Origin of the sequence: Sorangium sp. So ce327 (assembly GCF_051530205.1) — a bacterium.
In the GTDB taxonomy this organism is placed as follows: domain Bacteria; phylum Myxococcota_A; class Polyangia; order Polyangiales; family Polyangiaceae; genus Sorangium; species Sorangium cellulosum_B.
On record NZ_CP150330.1, the window covers coordinates 278536 to 296317 of the forward strand.

10 protein-coding genes are annotated in these 17782 nt (G+C 72.3%); 2 read left to right on the forward strand and 8 right to left on the reverse strand.

Annotated features, from left to right (window positions below; translation table 11 throughout):
• Positions 1-486 precede the first annotated feature (486 nt).
• Positions 487-2844 carry a GAF domain-containing protein gene (locus WME95_RS01115; RefSeq protein ID WP_437906546.1) on the forward strand — a complete coding sequence of 786 codons (2358 nt, stop codon included), beginning with the start codon at positions 487-489 and terminating at the stop codon, positions 2842-2844.
• Between the two features lie 63 nt (positions 2845-2907).
• Here WME95_RS01115 and WME95_RS01120 read toward each other — a convergent pair whose 3' ends face one another.
• The 5 genes from WME95_RS01120 to WME95_RS01140 all read right to left on the reverse strand — a co-directional run bounded on the left by WME95_RS01120 (position 2908) and on the right by WME95_RS01140 (position 10880).
• Entirely contained in the window at positions 2908-4113 is a 1206-nt protein-coding gene (locus tag WME95_RS01120) for an ABC transporter permease (protein ID WP_437906547.1), read from the reverse strand.
• Positions 4114-4196: 83 nt separating this feature from the next.
• On the reverse strand, positions 4197-7712 hold the full coding sequence (locus WME95_RS01125; RefSeq protein WP_437906548.1) for a PD-(D/E)XK nuclease family protein: 3516 nt from the start codon (positions 7710-7712) through the stop codon (positions 4197-4199).
• Positions 7713-7797: 85 nt separating this feature from the next.
• Positions 7798-8712, reverse strand: a complete 915-nt coding sequence (locus WME95_RS01130; RefSeq protein WP_437906549.1) for a hypothetical protein — start codon at positions 8710-8712, stop codon at positions 7798-7800.
• Positions 8713-8931: 219 nt separating this feature from the next.
• A complete protein-coding gene (locus tag WME95_RS01135; protein WP_437906550.1) occupies positions 8932-9189 on the reverse strand; it encodes a hypothetical protein in 258 nt (85 codons plus the stop codon).
• A 242-nt stretch (positions 9190-9431) separates the two neighbouring features.
• On the reverse strand, positions 9432-10880 hold the full coding sequence (locus tag WME95_RS01140; RefSeq protein WP_437906551.1) for a cytochrome P450: 1449 nt from the start codon (positions 10878-10880) through the stop codon (positions 9432-9434).
• Positions 10881-11303: 423 nt separating this feature from the next.
• On the opposite strand from WME95_RS01140, the gene WME95_RS01145 reads away from it, so the two are divergent.
• Positions 11304-12257 carry a S1 family peptidase gene (locus WME95_RS01145; protein WP_437906552.1) on the forward strand — a complete coding sequence of 318 codons (954 nt, stop codon included), beginning with the start codon at positions 11304-11306 and terminating at the stop codon, positions 12255-12257.
• 55 nt (positions 12258-12312) lie between these two features.
• On the opposite strand, the gene WME95_RS01150 is transcribed toward WME95_RS01145, so the two are convergent.
• The 3 genes from WME95_RS01150 to WME95_RS01160 form a co-directional block, all read right to left on the reverse strand.
• Positions 12313-15150, reverse strand: a complete 2838-nt coding sequence (locus WME95_RS01150) for a hypothetical protein (RefSeq protein WP_437906553.1) — start codon at positions 15148-15150, stop codon at positions 12313-12315.
• Positions 15151-15509: 359 nt separating this feature from the next.
• On the reverse strand, positions 15510-16136 hold the full coding sequence (locus tag WME95_RS01155) for an L-2-amino-thiazoline-4-carboxylic acid hydrolase (RefSeq protein WP_437906554.1): 627 nt from the start codon (positions 16134-16136) through the stop codon (positions 15510-15512).
• Between the two features lie 355 nt (positions 16137-16491).
• Positions 16492-17721 (reverse strand): radical SAM protein, encoded by a 1230-nt coding sequence (locus WME95_RS01160; protein ID WP_437906555.1) that lies wholly within the window; start codon positions 17719-17721, stop codon positions 16492-16494.
• Positions 17722-17782 lie beyond the last annotated feature (61 nt).

Sequence of the window (17782 nt, forward strand, 5' to 3'; positions counted from 1 at the left end):
ACCGGCGCGCTGTCGCGCTCACCTGCCGGTTATCGGCCCCGAACATCTGGGTTCGGGAAGCGAGGATGGTGAGCGAGGTGGAGCCCTAAGCCAGCATCGTCATTTCCCCGAGCGCCCCTGCGCCCCCTGCGCGATCGCGCCGAGAGTCGCAGTCCCGCTCGGCGTTGACCCAGACCCAGCCGGTGCGCAGCGGCCGGCCCGGCGATCGACCGTGATCCCAAGGACCCGCTCGGGCACTCGGTCGCGCGAGGGCGCGCCGCCGCCGGCGCTGTCCGCCCGCGCCCGCGCCTGCGCGGCGCCGGACAAGCTGCCAGGCGGCCGGATCGCCGCCAGGCAGCCGGGCATGCGCACGAGCGCCGCGCGCTGAGGAACCCGCCCGGCCGGGTCGCGCCGCCTTCCGCCGCGCCATCGATGCGCGTAAGCTCCGGCGACGTCCGACCGAGCGCCGCCTCGGCCCTCTGCCGAGGCGCCGGTCGCCGTCATCCTATGAGAACCTCCGCGCACAACGGCCCGTCTCCCGGGCCCGCCGCCCGCGTCGATACGACGGACATCGAGGCCCTGAAGCGTGAGCTCGAACGGCTCCGCGCCGTGGGGTCCCGGGATCGCGGGTGGCTCGACGCCGTGCTCGAGCACAGCCCGCACGGGGTCATCCTCTGCGACGCCTCCGGGAAGCTCGTCCTGCACAACCGGGCGGCGGAGCGCATCTGGGCCGGCAGCGCCTCGACCGAATCGATCAACGACTGGACGCTGTATCGCGCCTTCCACGAGGACGGCCGCCCGTACGAGGCAAACGACTGGGCCATGGCCCGCGCGATGTCCGAACGGCAGGTCATCGAGAGCGAGGAGACCCGGATTCAGCGCTTCGACGGGACGTATGGCATGGTCCTCGGGAGCGCCGCGCCCATCATCGGGCCTGGCGGCGAGCTCGAGGGCGGCATCTCGGTGTTCGCCGACATCTCGCGCCTCAAGCAGGTCGAGGCCGAGCGCGGCGAGCTCGCCGCGCAGCTCACGAGGCGGGTCGAGGAGCTCGATCGCCGCGCCCGGCTCACCCAGGCGCTGCTCGCGGTCAGCACCGCGCTGAGCGGCGCCGTGACGGTCGAGCAGGTCTCCGCCGCCGTCGTGAACGACATCCACCGGGTGCTCGGCGCCTCGACGACGATGATGTACACGGCGGACGAGGCGGCCGGCGTCGCGGCGCTCGTCGGCCACTCGGGGCTCGAGGAGCAGCGCACGAGCCCTTACGCCAGGGTGCCCCTCGACGCCCGACTGCCGCTCTCGGACGCGCTCCGGGAGCGCCGCCCCATCTGGGTGGACACGAGGCAAAGCCTGCACGCCGCGTACCCCGAGCTCGCGGCCCTGCGGCCTGTCCGCGACGACGTGAAGGCGCTCGCCGTCCTGCCGATCGTCGCCCACGCGGCGCTGCTCGGCGGCCTCGCGTTCTCGTTCGCGAACGATCGGGCGTGGAGCCCAGAAGAGCGCGAGTTCCTGCTCAGCGTGGCGGCGCAGTGCGCGTCGGCGCTGGACAGGGCGCGCCTCCTCGAGCGGGAGCGCGAGGCCCGGGCGCGCGCGGAGATGCTCGCGGCGGAGCTCGAGCGGCAGCAGGCGACGCTCCGCCTCCTGAGCGAGGCGGGCGCCGCGCTCTCCGGCTCGCTCGACGTCGCGTCGCGGCTCACGCACCTGACCCACCTGGCGGTCCCCACCCTGGCCGACTGGTGCGCTGTCGACATGCTGAACGGCGATTCCATCGAGCGCGTGGCCGTCCACCACGGCGATCCCGCGAAGATCGAGCTCGCCGAGCGCCTCCGGGCGATGGCCCCGCCCCGGCCCGACGCCCCGGCGGGCGTGTCCGCGGTGATCCGCGCCGGTCGCTCCGAGTGGATGGCCGACATCCCGGACGCCGCCATCGAGTCCGCCGCGCTGAGCCCCGAGCACCTGCGCCTGATCCGGTCGCTCGGGCTGAGATCGTATGTCGTCGTCCCGCTCCGGGGGCGCGACCGGACCATCGGCGCGCTGACGCTGGTCCACGCGGAGTCGGGCCGCCGCTTCAGCCAGGCGGACGTCGCGCTCGCCGAGGAGCTCGCCAACCGCGTCGCCCTGCTGATCGACAACGCGAGGCGGTTCCAGGAGGCGCAATCGCTCATCCGCGCGCTGGAGCGGACCAACGCCGAGCTCGACCAGTTCGCGTACGTGACGAGCCACGACCTGAAGGCGCCCCTCCGGGGCATCGCGAGCCTCGCCCAGTGGATCGAGGAGGACCTCTCGGACAAGCTCACCGCGGACACGCGCCATCAGATGGAGCTCCTGCGCGGGCGCGTGCGGCGCATGGAGGCCTTGATCGAGGGGATCTTGGCCTACTCCCGCGCCACGAGGTTCCGCCAGAAGCCGGAGAGCGTCGACCTCGAGAGGCTGGCGAGGGAGGTGGTCGAGCTCATCGCCCCGAGGCCGCCCGCGCGGGTGACGCTCGACGTGCCGCCGGCGACCCTGCGGACGTACAGGGTGCCCTTGCAACAGGTGCTCATGAACCTCATCACGAACGGCCTCAAGCACGCGGGCCGCGAGGACGCGGCGGTCTCCGTGTCCGCCCGGGAGCAGGGCGACAGGGTCGAGGTCTCCGTATCCGACAACGGGCCTGGGATCGCGCCTGCGTTCCAGGAGAAGGTGTGGGGGATGTTCCAGACGCTGCAGGCGAGGGACAAGGTGGAGAGCACGGGGATCGGCCTCGCCATCGTGCGAAAGATCGTGGAGAGCCGCGGCGGGCGGGCGTGGGTCGAGTCGGACGGCAAGAGCGGCGCGACGTTCCGGTTCACGTGGCCCAGGAGGGAAGAGGCGGAGGGCGCCGGGTAGTCGTCGCGCCCGCCGAGCTGCCCGGGAGCGCGCTGCCAGCGACGGAGTCGGGGGACGAGGTGCTCAGTTCGAGGGCTTCGGCATCTGGAACACCACGCCTTCCTCTTCGGCTTCCACGTTGTTCACGTTCCAGTAGATGGACCCGCAGTCGACGGCGATCTCGAAGAAGTACGGCTGCCCGGTCGTGAGGGTGATCATGTCCCCCATGCCGAGGTGCGCCCTCCGCACCTCGCCTTTCCCCTCGCTGTTCATGTAAACGGTCCAGTAGACGAACTCGTCGTCCACAGCGAGCGACTTGGCGACGGCCTGAGCGTCGACCGTGGTGGTGAAGGGCGGGGCGCTCGGCGCCGCGCTCGTCGCCTTGGACTGGACCGCGCCGTTGGTGTCGGTCACCCAGTGCACGACGCCGTTGGCGAGGACGAGCGTGGTCGGGTTGCCGTTCGTCTCCGCGAAGACCTCGGCGGTCTCGCCGAGCGGATCCTTCGTCTTGCGCAGGATCTGGCGCGACCAGTAGTTGGACCAGTAGACGTGCGTCGCGTCGACGGCGACGCCGATCGGATGGTCGTCGGGGGCGACCAGCTCGGCGACGGCCTGGCTGCCGTCGGCCTTGGCCCGCCAGACGGCTGCGGGCGTCTGCGTCGCCCAGTAGACGCTGTCGCCGAAGGAGGCGATCCGGCCGAAGGCCGTGACCGCCGGATCACCGTTCTCCTGCAGGGGGACCTGCGCGATCTGGATCGGGCTGGAGCTCGGCGGCTCGATCGAGATCCCCAGCACGTCTCCGTTGCTCCAGTTGGTCCACGAGAGCTGCCCGCCCGAGTAGGTGATCCAGGCGGTATCCCCGAAGCCGAGGGTGCCCGGGAGCGTGCGCGCGGCCCCGCCGTCCTTCGGGATGGCGACGATGGCCTGGTTGTTGGCCATGAGCACGAGATCCCGGGTGACCACCATGCCTTTCACGTTGGACCCGAGCTCCCCTTGCATCTGCGTCACCGGGCACTCCCCCACGGCGCAGTTCGACGGGGGGCACGAGGGCGTGCCCCCGGCGCTGCCGCCAGCGCCATCGCCACCGTCGCCCCCGGTTCCATCGCCGCCGTCGCCGCCGCCGCCCGACGTCGTCTGGGCAGAGCCTCCGTCACCAGGTCCGGTGCTCGTCGTCGAGGAAGCGGCGGAAGGCCCCTCCGTGCCAGGCTCGATGCCGAAAATGAGATTGCAGCCGGTGCCCGTCGCCGCGAGCGCGAGCAGGGCGCAGGGCAAAGCGATCTTGCTGTGCATGATGGAGTGTATACATCCCCGGCCACGCCCCCGGCGATCGCGGGCCGCCGTCTGGGGGCGACGCTTCCGTGCGACACCCGCGCTCACGCGAGCCGGCGGAGCTGCTCCAGCCGCCGCCGCGGCTCGATGTCGCGCCGCTTGATCTTCCCGGTCCTGAGCTCCTCGTAGGGCCCGCACACCGGCCGGTAATCGCACTGCGCGCACGCCCCCTCCGCCGGCATCGGCAGGAGCGCCGCCTTGTCGATCGCGTCTCCGATGATCCCCGCCACCTGGGCGGCCGCGTCGCGCGCCCGCGCGTCCAGGTAGATCGGCACCTCCGTGAACCCGCCGGCGGAGGTGCAGTAGTAGAGCCGCCCGGACTCGACCTGCGTGCCCGGGGGCATGAGCTTCTCCAGCGCGAGCGCGTAGAGGACCGGCTGGAGCGTGCCGCCGCCGCTCACGACCGCGTCGCGCGGCGCCCGCGCCTTGCCCGTCTTGTAGTCGGTCGCCCGCATCGCGCCCCACACGCTCCGCTCGACCAGGTCGATCGAGCCCCGGAGCCGGACGCCGCAGTCGAGCTCCACGGGCGCGTCCGAGCTCCCCGGATCGCGGGTGGCGAGGCGGCGCGGCAGCCCGAACGACAGCTCGAAATGGATCGGCTCCCAGTCGCGGTCCTCCGCGGCGCGCCGCAGCCACTCCCGGAGGTCGGCCCGCACCGACGCGATGCCGTCGTCCCAGACGCGCCGGATCGCCGGCGCGAGCTCGTCCGCGTAGCGCGCGGCGACGCGGTCGAGCGCCCCATCGAGCTCGGCCCGCGCCTCGTCGAGCGCTGGCAGGCCGAGCGGCAGCTTGCCCGCGTCGCGGAGGGCGACAAGCACCTCGTAGAGCACGTCGTGCACGAGCCGGCCGCGCTGGAGCGGGTCGAGCTCCTCGATCGCCTCGGGCGCCGGGCGCGGGGCGAGCTTGTGCACGGCGTAGAGGAAGAAGCGGTAAGGGCACGCGGCGAAGTGCTGGAGGGCGGTCGGCGAGAACGACCTGCGCCCGAACGCGTGCTTCGCGAGCGCCTCGCGCGCCTCCGCGATCGGCTTGAACAGCCCGTCGGCGCTCGTCCAGCCCGGGATCCAGCGCCGCGCGCGGAACCGGAGCGCCCGCGCGAGGTGGGGGTTGGCGTTGAGCAGGTAGCGCGCGGTGCCGACCGTCTGCGCCTCCGGCAGGCTGAAGAGCGTCTCGAGGAGCGCGAGGTCGTGCTCGGCCGCGTCGATGGCGTCCTCGGGCCGGGCGGGCGCGGGCCAGCCGATGCGCGCGGCGCCGCCCTGCTCGGCGCGGCGCTCGAGCTCCCCGAAGCCGGGCAGCCTGCCCTCGGCCGCGCGCAGGAGCTCGAGGCCGTAGAACGAAGGCACTCGAGGGCGGGACTGATCCATGTCCACGCGCGGGTACGACACGACGAGCCGCTGGCGGGCCGCGCCGACCGCGAGCCGGAGCGCGAGGCGCTCGCGCGCCACGCGGTCGTCGCTCGTGTCGAGGCCCGAGTCGCCCCCGGCGATCGTCCGGCGGAGAGCGTCGCGGAGGATCGGGTCCTCGGTGACCTTCTGCGGGAAGATCCGCTCGGCGAGCCCGGGGACGAAGACCACGTCGAACGAGCGCCCGCGGGCGCCCTCGATGGGCGAGACGAAGAGGCGCCCGTCGCGGCGGGCGGCCGGTGGCAGCACGAGGTCGGTGAGGCGGCGCGAGAGGCAGAGGCGGATCTCGCCGAGGTCCACCGGGCCGACGTGGGCCATCGGCGCGAGCTCGGCGAGCACGGCGAGCACGCGCTCGGGCCGCCGGAGCGCGCGCGTCGCGAGGGCCGAGAGGCGGCGCTGCCACTCGCCGAAGGTCGCGCGCTCGCCCGCGCCGGGCAGCGCCGCGAGCAGCGGCAGCGCGAAGGCGCGGAGGGCCGACAGGTCCGCGAGCGTCCGCGCGATGCGCGCGGCGTCGCGGTCCTCGGGGGCGCGGGAGAGCGAAAGCCGGAGCTCCCGCTCGAAGCCCGAGAGCCGCGCCTCCCACCGATCGAGCCCGCCGATCACCGCCGCGTCGACGAGGATGCGCTCCCAGCGCCGCGGCGCGCGCAGGGTGCCGTCGTGCACGGGCGCGTCGGGGCCCTGGGCTGTCGGATCGGGGTTTTGAGCTGTCGGATCGGGGTTTGGGGTTGTCCGATCGGGGCTCTGGGCTGTCCGATTGGGGTTCTGGGCGGACGGACTGAAGCTCTTCCCTGGCGGATCGAACCCGAGATCTTCCCCCGCCATGTCGTCGTCCGGCGGCGCCTCGTCGAAGCCGCCGCGCAGGAGCTCGGGGAAGAGGTCGTCGTCCGGCGGCACCCAGCGATCGGCCTCGGGCGCGGCCGGCGGCGGCTCGCCTGCGGGCGTCGCGTCGGGGACCTGCCCGAGCGAGAGGTACTCGGCGAAGCGCGACGCCGACAGGTGCTCGGCGGCGCACGCGAGCAGCGCGAGCAGCGCGCGGCCCGCCGGGTCGGGCTGCACCGAGCCCTGCGCGAAGTGCGCAGGGATCCCGGCCCGGCGCAGCGCCTCGACGAGGTGCGCGCGGTACTGCTCGGGCGCGCGCAGGAGGATCGCCATCCGCTCGAACGGCACGCCGCGGGCGGCCTCGCGCAGCGCGATGCGCGCGAGCTCCACGCACTCCCGGCTCTCGCCGGGCGCGGAGAGGATCTCGACCTCGTCGCCGAGCCCGGGGGCCTCATCGGTCAGCGGGTCGAACAGGTGCTCCTGCAGGCGCGCGAGCGAGGTGCTGGGCGCGACCGGCGGCGGCTCGTCGCCCGCGCCGTCATCTGCGCCGTCGTCCACGCCATTGCCCGCGCCGGCGCCGTCGTGCGCGGCGGAGACCGCGGTCAGCGAGACCCGCCGCGGCGGCGATCGGAGCGCCGCCTGCAGGTGCCGCAGCGACGCGGCGTCGCCGGCCGGCACGGTGGCGAGCGCGTCCGGCGAGCGCGCGGCGACGGCCTCGAGGAGCTCGCGCTCCAGCGCGAACCGCACGGGCAGGTCGAGCAGGAGCATCGGCAGCCCGAGCAGCGGGTGGCGCGAGCGGGGGTCGTCGTCGTCCGCGGCCCGGGCGCGCTCGGCCGCGAGGCGCAGGACGATCGCGCGATCGGCGAGCCCAGCGTCGTCCAGGGCGGCGTCGAACGCGTGGGCGATGCGGTCGAGATCGGCCGGCGCGAGCGCGTCCGGCGCGACGCCGGAGAGCCGCGCCTCGTCGAGCGTCCGCGCGACGGCGCGCGGCAGCCCGGGTCGATCCGCGACGCGGGCGAAGCGGCCGAGCTGCCCGTCCTGCGCGAGCCCGTCGAGGGTGCGCGCGCAGAGGGCCTCGATGGCGAGCGCGCTGGCCGGGACGAGGCCGCGCTCGGCGAGCGCCGGCATCGCGAGCGCGGCGGCGAGGCGCCCCAGGGTCAGCCGGTGCCAGCCGAAGGTGGCGCGGCGGCCGCGGATCGACGCGCGGGCGAGCTCGCTCACGGCCTCGACCGAGGCGCCGACGAGGAGCACGCGCTCCGCGGGGCGCCGGCGGCGCAGCCAGCCCACGGCCCGATCGATGCGGGCGGCGGCGCTGGGGGAGGTGATGACGGCGTGGGGCACGGGGTGGCTCGGGAGGCGGCGGAGACCGCGGGGAGGTGATGAGCGACGCTTACGAGCTCGGCAGTCTGCCGTCGGCTGGCATCGCTCAGCTCAGGTCCGGGAGCACATCTTCGATCGATGCAGCGACGATGGCCCGCTCATGCCACCGCTCCAGGAGCTCAGGATCCTTCTCGATCAGGATACGCTTGCGCAGGATGTCCGGTACCGCGATGCCGCGAACCCGGAGCGCGGTCAGCACGGCACGCGCCGCCTCCTCGGCGCGCTCCTGGTTCCGCCCCTCGTCGCGGAGCTGCTGCGTGTACTCCTCGAACCAAGCCCGGATCGCTGCGCTCACATCGTCCTCCTCGTCGGTTGTGGGCTCCTGTTGGTCGAACCCGAAGTGTAACAGCAGCGGCACGGCGACGCTCTTCTCCAAGGCATCGCGGGGCAACGCCGCCAGATCCGCCACCGCCTCGCGAAAGCGGCGGCCCGAGCCGAGCAGCCGCAGCAGCAGGGGTGCGCGCGTCCGGGGCAGCTCCGCGAGCACCACCACGCGCATCGCCAGGCCCGGCACGGCCTGGTAGACGCCAGCCTGCACCGGCTCGCACCGGTAGGCGTGGAGCACCGTCTCGGGACGCCCCGGGCCGATGACGACCAGCGCAGGGAAGGCGACCGCCGGCTGCGGCGGCGTGTCGGTGTCCTCGTCCGGCGCGACCGAGCGGGCTGCAGAGCGGACGCGGCGCTCGAGCTCGTGATGCCACGTGAGCTGCTTGCGCAGGCAGTGCCGGACCTGACGAAGGCCCGGCGTGCCGTTGAACGGTTCGAACAGGCTCGGCTCCGCCGAGAGCTCGCCGAGCAGTCCCATGGCGGCGCGCTCGGACGCCCGCGCGGGATCAGGCACGCTGTAGACATCGATCTTCTGTGTCGCCGCCAGCACCTCGACCTCGGTCTCGGCCGCCGAGGCAAGGCTCAGTCCGTCCCGCAGCAAGCTCTTGGTGAACTGGTCGGAGCGGTTGTGCACTGGCGCGGGACTCTAATCGAACATCGCGGCATGTCCAGCCTTGTTCGATGCGAAGGGGCGAATCGGAGAGCCGCAATTTGCACTGCGAGAGTGGAGCTGTGCACGTAATGCAGCGTGCGAGAACAAGCGCTTACCGGAAGGCAGAGCAAGTCGTGTGGAAATCTTTGTCGGCCGCACGAGATCTCCGGTCGGCTGTGGGGAATGAGCACGACGCTCGGCTCATGGCCTCCCGGGCCAGTACCTCACGACCACGTGACAGTCGTCGACCTGCCATCCCTTGGCGGCATCCCAGCGCAGGTTGAAGACCTCCCCGCTGGCGTCGAACTCGTCATCGTATTCGCCCGCGTCGAGCTGCAGCAGCTCCGCGTCCGGGCCCGTGCGGCGGAAGGCCACCACCTGGAGCCGCGCGCTGTCGCCGGGCGAGTAGCGGAGCGAGGCCTCCGAGAACGCCCCGAGCTCCGTTAGCGGTACTCCCACCTTCGTGCAGCCCCGTTTCGTGAACGGCTGCAGCTCCCCTATCTCCGGAAAGCCAGCGACGCGGACGGATGGCCTCAAAAACCACCCGAGCGCAAAGGAAACGACGGCGACACCGAGGACCAGGAGGTAGCGCATTTTTACGGATTGGAAGGAGGTATGCATGTCGTGTCCCGATGGGCTCAGGGCGTCTTTCGCGGCGGGATCAACCGCAGCATCGCCCCGGAACGAGGCTCGATGGGAGGTCAGCGGCGGCGGGGGGTGAAGCGGACGAACAGCCCTTCCGGCTTCATCGTGAACCCGAGGAGCTCCTTCACGGGCCGCGCCGGGTCGACAAGCGATACATCGAAGTCGCGCGCGACCATGGCGCCCACCATCGCGCTCTCGACCATCGAGAGCGCGCGCCCGGGGCAGACCCGCGGGCCGCTGCCGAACGCGAGGGCGGCGCGCGGGTCGTGCTTGCCGGCGCCCGCCGGCCGCGGGGACAGCCAGCGCTCGGGCATGAACGAGGCCGCGTCGTGGAAGTGCTCCTCCTTCAGGGCGATCTGCCGCGTCAGCAGGATCATCCGCGTCCCCGCCGCGAGCCGCAGCGAGCCGACCACCGTGTCCGCGCAGGCCTCCATGAACAGGATCGGCGCCGCGGACTTCAGCCGCAGCGTCTCCTGCGCCACCGCCCCGAGATAGCGCAGCCGCTGCGCGTGCTCCGGGCTCTCGGGCAGATCCGCGTCGCCGAGCTCGGCGTCGACCTCGGCCCGCATCCGCGCCTGGACGTCGGGGCGCAGGGCCATGAAGTGGAGCATCCAGGCCATCGTGTCGGCCGTCGTGTCCTCCCCGGCGAGCAGCAGCGTGAGCACGTTGCCGAGCACCTCCTGCTCCGATAGCCGCGCCTTCGGGTCGTCGGCGTCGCGCGCCACGAGCAATGCCTCCAGCAGCGAGCGAGGCGCCGCGGCCCGCGCCGGATCCCTGTCGAGCTCCGCGCGCGTCGTCCGGAGGATGCCCAGCATCCGCGTGCGCACCTCCGAGAGCGCCTGATCCAGGGCCCGATCGGCGGGCAGCTTGACGTGCCGCCAGTACGGAAATGGCGCGAAGACGCGGCGGTTGAGCGACGCGAAGACCGTCTCGAGCTGGTGCGACAGGGGGTCGGTGCCGCGCTCGATGAGGTTCATGTCGAGGCCGAACGCCACCGCGGTTGTGACATCCACCGTGTAACGGGCGAGGTCTCGCCGCGCGTCGACCGGCGCCCCCCGCGCGGCCGACGCGCGCCATCGCTCCCGGAGCCGGCGGGTGATCGTGGAGAGCGTGCCGTGGCTCTCGCGCAGCTGCGCGGCGGTGAACGCGCTCATCACGAGCCGCCGCTGCCGCGTCCACTGCTCCCCCTCGGCCGAGAAGACGCCGCCGAAGCCCATCTCGTCGATGAGCTCCTGCAGCGGGCTCCAGCGGCGGAACTCCTTCGGCCGCTCGCGCAGGATGGGCTGGACGAGCTCGGCGCCGCCGACCACGATGACCGGCGTGCGGCCGAGCCAGAAGGTGTAGAGATCGCCATACCTGCGGTTCCAGCCCTCGAGCGTGAGGTGGAACTGGGTCGGCCGGATCTCGAGGAGGTTGCCGAGCAGCGGCAGCCTCCGCGGTCCTGGGAGCGTCGATAGATCGCGCATGCCCGCTGAAGGGGCGACTTCTGCTCTGGCGGTCTCCATGGTCTCCTTTCGAGAGAGCGAGAGCGGCCCGCGCTGGCGCCGCCGCGGTCAAGGTGCAACGTAGCTCGTCCTGGCGTGTGCGTGGGCGCTCACCGGCGCGCCGCCTTCGTCACGCGCCGGCATCGCGAGCGCGGCGGCGAGGCGCCCCTGGGCGAGCCGGCGCGTGACGAAGGTCGCTCCGGAGCGGAGCGAACGTCCGCGCCGTCCCTCCAGCGGTGATCGCTCCGACGAGATCCCCCCGCTCGCGCGCCATTCCAGGAGTCTCCGCCGCGCCCCGCGGCCGACTCGCGCGCTCGCCGAGCATGGCGCTGGCACTGCGCTTGTTATGCCCCCCGCGCGCCCACGGGTCCGAGCGGCGCCGAACCGTGGGCGCCTCCGCAATCCGCCGCTCTGGACACCATTTCTGGACGGAAAGGTTGCAGTATGAAGAATGCCATCCCGATCGCGATCCTGTGCCTCGGCGGGCTCGGCTGCGCGGACGCACCTCTCGGGGGCGACGGCGAGCAGCCATTGCTCACGTCCCGGCAGCGCATCGTTGGAGGCGCTGTGGACACGACGCACGCCTATGTCGTGGGCGTGGGCAATCGGAACCGGGCGTACTGCAGCGGGACCGTCATCTCGCGGCGCACCGTGATCACGGCGGGACATTGCCACGGCGCGCTCACGCGCGTCTTCTTCGGCCCGACCCTCGGGCGGCGGTCGGAGAGCGTGCGGATCGAGACGTCGAGGAGGCACCCCGCCTTCGATCCCGCAAGCCTCCAGAACGACCTTACCCTCCTCCGGCTGGAGAGCGACGCGCCCGTGCAGCCCGCGCCCCTCCTGCGCGAATCGATGGAGAATACCACATGGTACGTCGGGCCGGACTACACCTTCGTCGGTTACGGTGTCTCCGACGGGGTCGCGGGGACGGGGTTCGGCATGCGCCGCGCCGTGACGTTCCCGATCGTGGCCGTCGGCCCCGCCCAGGTCGGCGGGACGCCGGGGACGATCGACGCGACCCAGTTCTATTACCAGGTCCCCGACATGAACACGTGCGCCGGCGACTCCGGAGGTCCGGCGTTCCTCGTGCGCGGGGGCGTCGAGCGCCACGCCGGCGTGACCTCGTTCGGCGACGACCCCTGTACGCTGGACGGGGTGCAGGCGCGCACCGATCTCGACCAGATATCTCGCTTCATCCAGCCGACGATCGACGAGTTCGAGCCGGACAACCCGTGCCGCGCGGACGGCCTCTGCGAGGCGGCCTGTGACGTCGGGCCCGAGATCGTCGACCCCGATTGCGCCGATCTCCACTGCGGCCAAGATGGGGTGTGCGCCCTCGCCTGCGCGTTCCCGGCCGACCCGGACTGCGCGCTCCACGCCGGCGTGCAGGTGAGATGACGGGACAGGGGAAGGCCAGCGGGCGCCGGCCGCGCGCCGCGCCGCGAGGCGGAGCTCAGGGCGTGTCGGCCGGGTCCGCCGGGTCGCTGCCGGCGCTCCGCTCGTCGCCGTCGAGGAAGCCGTCCTCGTCGCGATCGAGGCCGATGCGGTAGCCCGAGCCCGGCGGCGTACACGTGTAGGTCAGGGGTCGCCCCGTCGCGAGGGCGATCTGGCGGAGCACCGCGTCCGGGATCGGCGGCAGCGCCATCCGGTCGGCGACGAACTGCCCTGCTCCGGTGTGAAGGAAGCCGATCTCCTGCAAGGTCAGGTGGCTCTTCGCCACGAGATCGCACTCGCCGGCGTCCGCCCTGGCGATCAGGAGATCGACGCGCGGATCGGCGGCGGCCTGGTTGCCGGACGTGAGCGTGACCTGCTGGCCGACGATCGGCGCGACGTTCGAGTCGAAGGCGAGCAGGAACGACTCGAGCTGCCGGCGGACCGCGTCGCCCGCCGGCGAGTCCGGCAGGCCGTTCGGGTTGTCCGGGAAGGTGCCGAACTGGTTGGTGAAGCCGGTGAACGGCGAGAAGCCCATCCCGCGGAAGAACCGGAACAGCGTGTCGAAGCTCCCGTCGTGCAGGAAGCCGAACCCCCGCACCTGGTCTCCCATGGGATCGTTGTCGCCGGGCAGGATGCCGAACAGCGGGGCGGCCATCCCGAACATCCCGACCTTCTGGTACATGTTGCGCAGGTGCGGCGTCTTGATGAGCTGCGGCTGGAAGTCGAACGTCATGTTGCCGTTCGCTCCGAAGAATCCCGGCTTGTCGACGCCGGGGTTGCCCTCCGGGTCGAGGACGTGACAGCCATTGCAGATGGCGGTGCCGTCCAGGTTGCCGCTCATGAAGGTGTCGCGCCCGGCCTGCTGATCCGGCGTGAGCGCGTTGTCCAGACGGCGGATCGGGTTGGGCGGATAGGTCACCTGCAGGATGAAGTCCGCGAACGCCTCCATGGAGGCGGCCGGGATCGGGCCGCTCCGGCCGAGGAGGTCGGTGAAGCCGGCCTGGAACTTCATGAACGCGGCGCGCTCGTCGAACGAGCCGCTGTCCGGCTGCGCGGTGGGCGCGTCGTTGCCGCCGGTGCGATCGCCGCGCCAGTGCATGGGGCCGTGGTTGGCCATGCCGCGCAGGCTCTGGGTCGTCGTCGGGCCCTTCATCGGGTGGAACTCCTGGGGCATCGGCTGCTGCGTGAAGAGGTTGAGCAGCGGGCCGACGAAGGGACCCGGGTTGGTCGTGACCGGCTCGTCCGGATTGCCGAGATCCCACCCGAGGCTGTCGAAGTCGCCGAAGATATGGCAGCTCGCGCACGAGGAGTCGCCGTGCGCCGAGCTCACGCGCGCGTCGTAGAGGAAGCGCCGCCCGAGCGCGACGCTCGGCGGCTCGGGGCTGTACATCGCGACGTGCGCTGTCTCGGCCCGGGTCGCGGTGTCGACGATCGAGATGGAGTTGTCGAAGCGGGTCAGCACGAACAGCTGGCCTCGCGCCTCGTCGAGCGCGAGCCCCGACGGGCCGCCGCCGCTCACCTCGATGTGGTCGGAAGCGTCGGGCACGAACGTGTCGCTCTCGAGCGCGGCCGTGCCGAGCACGCCGACCTTGCTCGACCCGAGCGCGGCCACGTAGAGCGTCGCGCCGTCGCTCGTTACCGCCATGTCGACCGGCTGGGCCAGGCTCGCCTCGCTCTCGGCGTTCGGCGTGGGGGCGCAGCAGACCGAGTAATCGATGTGCTTGTTGAGGTGCCGCGGCGCGACGCGCGGAGGGGCGTTGCCGGGGCGGAGCACCGTGATCCGGCTCTCGTGGAGGTGGCCCCGCAGGCTCTGCCCCGCGAAGACGCCGGGGCCCTCGAACCGCTGCTCGTTCCGCGCGTCGGTGTTGGAGACGTAGACCTTCCCGTTCACCGGGTTGACGACCATGTTGAAGAGGATCGTCCCGACGCCGGTGAAATGGCCCGAGGGCCCGGCGATCGGCCGCGGGGGGTTCGCCATGGCGTTGATGGCGAACACGTCCTTGTCGGGCAGCGAGAGCCGCACCGTGTCGTCCCAGGTGCGGCCGAGCTCGTCGACCCAGTGCGCGCCGTCGAACTTCACGATGAGGCTGACCTCGGGCGCCGGGTCGCCGAACGCATTGGTCATGGGGCCCGGCGAGCCGCCGTTTACCGCGCCGCCGTCAGGCACGAGCAGCTCGGTGACGACGGTGCTCCGGTTGCCCGAGTGGAAGCCGGCGGCGTAGACGCGCGCGCCGTCGGGCGTCGCGGCGAGCGCGCGCGGCGTGTCGGTGAAGAGGGTGAGGATCGCGAGCGGCTCGCCGCCGAGCGACGAGCCCAGGTGGTTCGCGTCGAACACCCAGACGTCGGCCCGGCCCACGCCCGGCGTGGTCAGCTGCGGATCGTTCGGGTTGTTCTGGCCGCGGTGCGCCGCCGTGATGAAGGCGCGGCGCCGCCCGGGGCCGGCAAACACGATGTCTCTCGGCTCATCACCCACGAGCAGCGTGCGCTCGACGCGGCCGCCGTATCCGCCAGGGGACAGCCCGACCACGCTGACGCTGTCGGACAGGTGGTTCACGACCCACACCTCGGTGTCGCTCCGCGCCGCCACGGCGACCGGATCCAGCCCGACCGGTATCGAGCTCCGGTGGACCAGCGCGCCGTGATGGACGCGGAAGACCTCGAGGCGGCCATCCGGCGTGTTGAGCGCGAAGAGCAGGTTTCCGCTGGGAGAGAGCGCGAGCGGGCGCACCTGCCCGCTCTCGAAGAGCGTGGTAGACGATTCGGCCAGGGCGGGGGCGCTGGCCGCGAGGACGAGAGACGACGCCGCGGCGGACAAAAGGCCGCCGGCGACCCTTCGCAGGGCGAACGGTGACTTCATATGACCTCCTCGAGAAAGCGACTTCAGGAGCGATCGGGGATCGAGTGATCATTCAACAACTAACACGGACACGCTCTTTGGGGATCCAGGAAAGAGCATTTGTGTTTCAAATTTGAAATACGCACAGCGCGCAGTCCACAGCGCACACCGCCCCACGATCATGACCCTTTTCAGGGGTGCGGCGCGTCATGGGGCAAGCATTGAATGGCGACGCGCGCAGCCCACCGGCGCACCCGAGCGACGGGTGGTGAGCCCATGTGCGTTCTGGCGGTGCGGGAGATGAGATAAGGAGAGGGCGGGGCGCCGCCGCGCGCTACGCGGACGAGCTCGCGTCGACCCCGGGGCCGCGGGGCGCGACGCTACTTCTTCGCGGTCACGTACCGGAAGTCGCACCGCTCGGCGCCCGTGCCGAGGGTGCCCGTGCGGCGGAGCTCGACGCCGTGGAGCTCTTTCACCTTGAGGTCGTCGAGGCGGCAGATCATGGGGACGATCTCCGGCGCGCCGTGCCGCCGCGCGAACGCCACGATCGGGCACGCGCGCACGTCGAAGGCCAGGAGCGCGCCGGTGCCGCTGGCCTCGTCGAAGCGGATGCCCTCCGGCTCGTCCGCGCGCAGGCTCATCATGAGCAGGCTCCGCGCTGGCTTCAGCCGGAACATCACATCCATCGCGGCGCCGAGGAGCGGGCTCCGGTTCAGCTGCTTGCGGTAGAAGGCCAGCAGGATGTCCTCGGCGAGGCGCAGGGCCGGCTCCCGGTCCACGCCGAGGTCGTGCAGGAGCGCCTGGTAGATCGCGAGCACCGGCGGGCCGAGCTCGAAGAGCTTGCGATTCATGCTGCTCTGGAACCGCGGCATCGTCGCCTCCAGCGCGAGATACCGCTCTTTGGCGCGCGTGTGGAGCTCCGCCGCACACTCTTCGCCGAGCTCGCGAGTCGCGATGACTCGGCCTTCCGCAAGGATCTGCGCGAGACGTTCGGACGGCGACGACATGCTGGAAATTTATCACATGCGGCGCCGCGGCAAGCCTCCTTGTGGGAGCTTCCGTGAGAGGAGTGGCCGGCTGAAGGGGCCTGCTGGCCGGCCAATCGACTGGCCGGCCAGCAGGCCAGTCCGAACAGCGGGCGCAGCCTGTTCCAGCCGGCCTGGGCGGCCAGAGGGTCAGCGACGCTCCTGCGATCGGGGGGAGTCCGGTAGGGACGCAAGTTGGCTCTGCCGGGATGCGCGGAGCACCGGACAGGGCGTCTGGTGAAATGAGACAGAAACCTCTCAGCAACAGGCCCAGTCGGCCCCCGGGCGGCGATGCGCGCGCGGGCTCGGCAGGAGCCGGGCGTCCGCCTGTGCGGCGCTACGGCGCCGCCGGTCCCCACAGTCCGGGCACGCGCGTCCCGCAGGAGGGGCACGCGCCGCCGGAGAGGAGGACCTCCTGCGTCTCGTAGTTGAACCGCCGCACAACGACCTCGTGGCAGGCGGGGCAGCGTGTATGCGAGAGCTCACGGACGCGGTCGGCCACGTTGCTGACGTAAACGTACTTCATCCCCCGCGCATAGGCGACGCCCGCCACGTCCACGAGGAACGCCGGGTCGGTCGTCATGCGATCGCGCATCTTGTAACGCGGGTAGAAGGCGTTGAGGTGCCAGGGGATGTCGGGGTCGACGCTGGCGATCTCGGCGCCGAGGGCGCGGAGGCCGGCCGCCTTGTCGTTGAAGCCGGGGACGACGAGCGTCACGACCTCGACCCAGTAGCCGAGGCGCCGGGCCTCGCCGATCGCCGCGAGCACCGGCTCGACGCGGCCGCCGAGCGTCCGGTATTGATCCGCGCTCCACCCCTTCAGGTCGACGCGGAACACGTCGGCGACCGGGCGCATGTACGCGAGCGCCTCGGGCGTCGTGTTGCCATCCGAGATGAGCGCCGTGACGAGCCCCCGCCGCTGCGCCTCCGCGAAGACGGCGCGCGCCCACTCGGCGGTGATCATCGGCTCGTTGTAGGCGCTCGCGAGCACCCCGCAGCCCGCCGCGACGGCCACCTCGACGAGATCCGCGGCGCTGATGTCGATGGGCTCGCCGTCGCCCTCCGGCTCGCGCAGGGCCTGGGAGACCTTCCAGTTCTGGCAATAAGGACAGCGCAGGTCGCACCCGAACATCCCGAAGGTGAGGGACCTCGCGCCGGGGCGCACATGGAAGATCGTGTTCGTCTCGACCGAGCGCACGTAATGGCGCGCGACGTAGCCGAACGGGACGCGCAGCTCGCCGTCCTTCTCGAAGCGGATCCCGCACGCGCCCGCGCGACCCGGCGCGAGGACGCAGCGGTGAGCGCACGCGGTGCACCGGAGATACCCCTCCTCGGGGCCGGGCTCGTAGAGCGCGCCGGGCACGGTGCGGCGGGCGAGCTTCGCCGTGAGGGGCTCGCCCGCGGCGCCGCCTTCGCCAGGCCCGGCTGCGGCGCGCTCGCACGCGGGCTCGTTCGCGGCGCCGCGCACGAGGTCCTCCACGCGGACGTGCGGGCGGGCGCCCGGATCGAGCGCATCGAGCGGAGCGTCGATCGCGGCTTTCGGGGCGCTGCGTCCGTTCGTCTCCATGGGAGAGCGGGCATCGCTAGCATCGCAGCCGCGAAAAACAAGGGGCTTGTGTTGCGGCGGT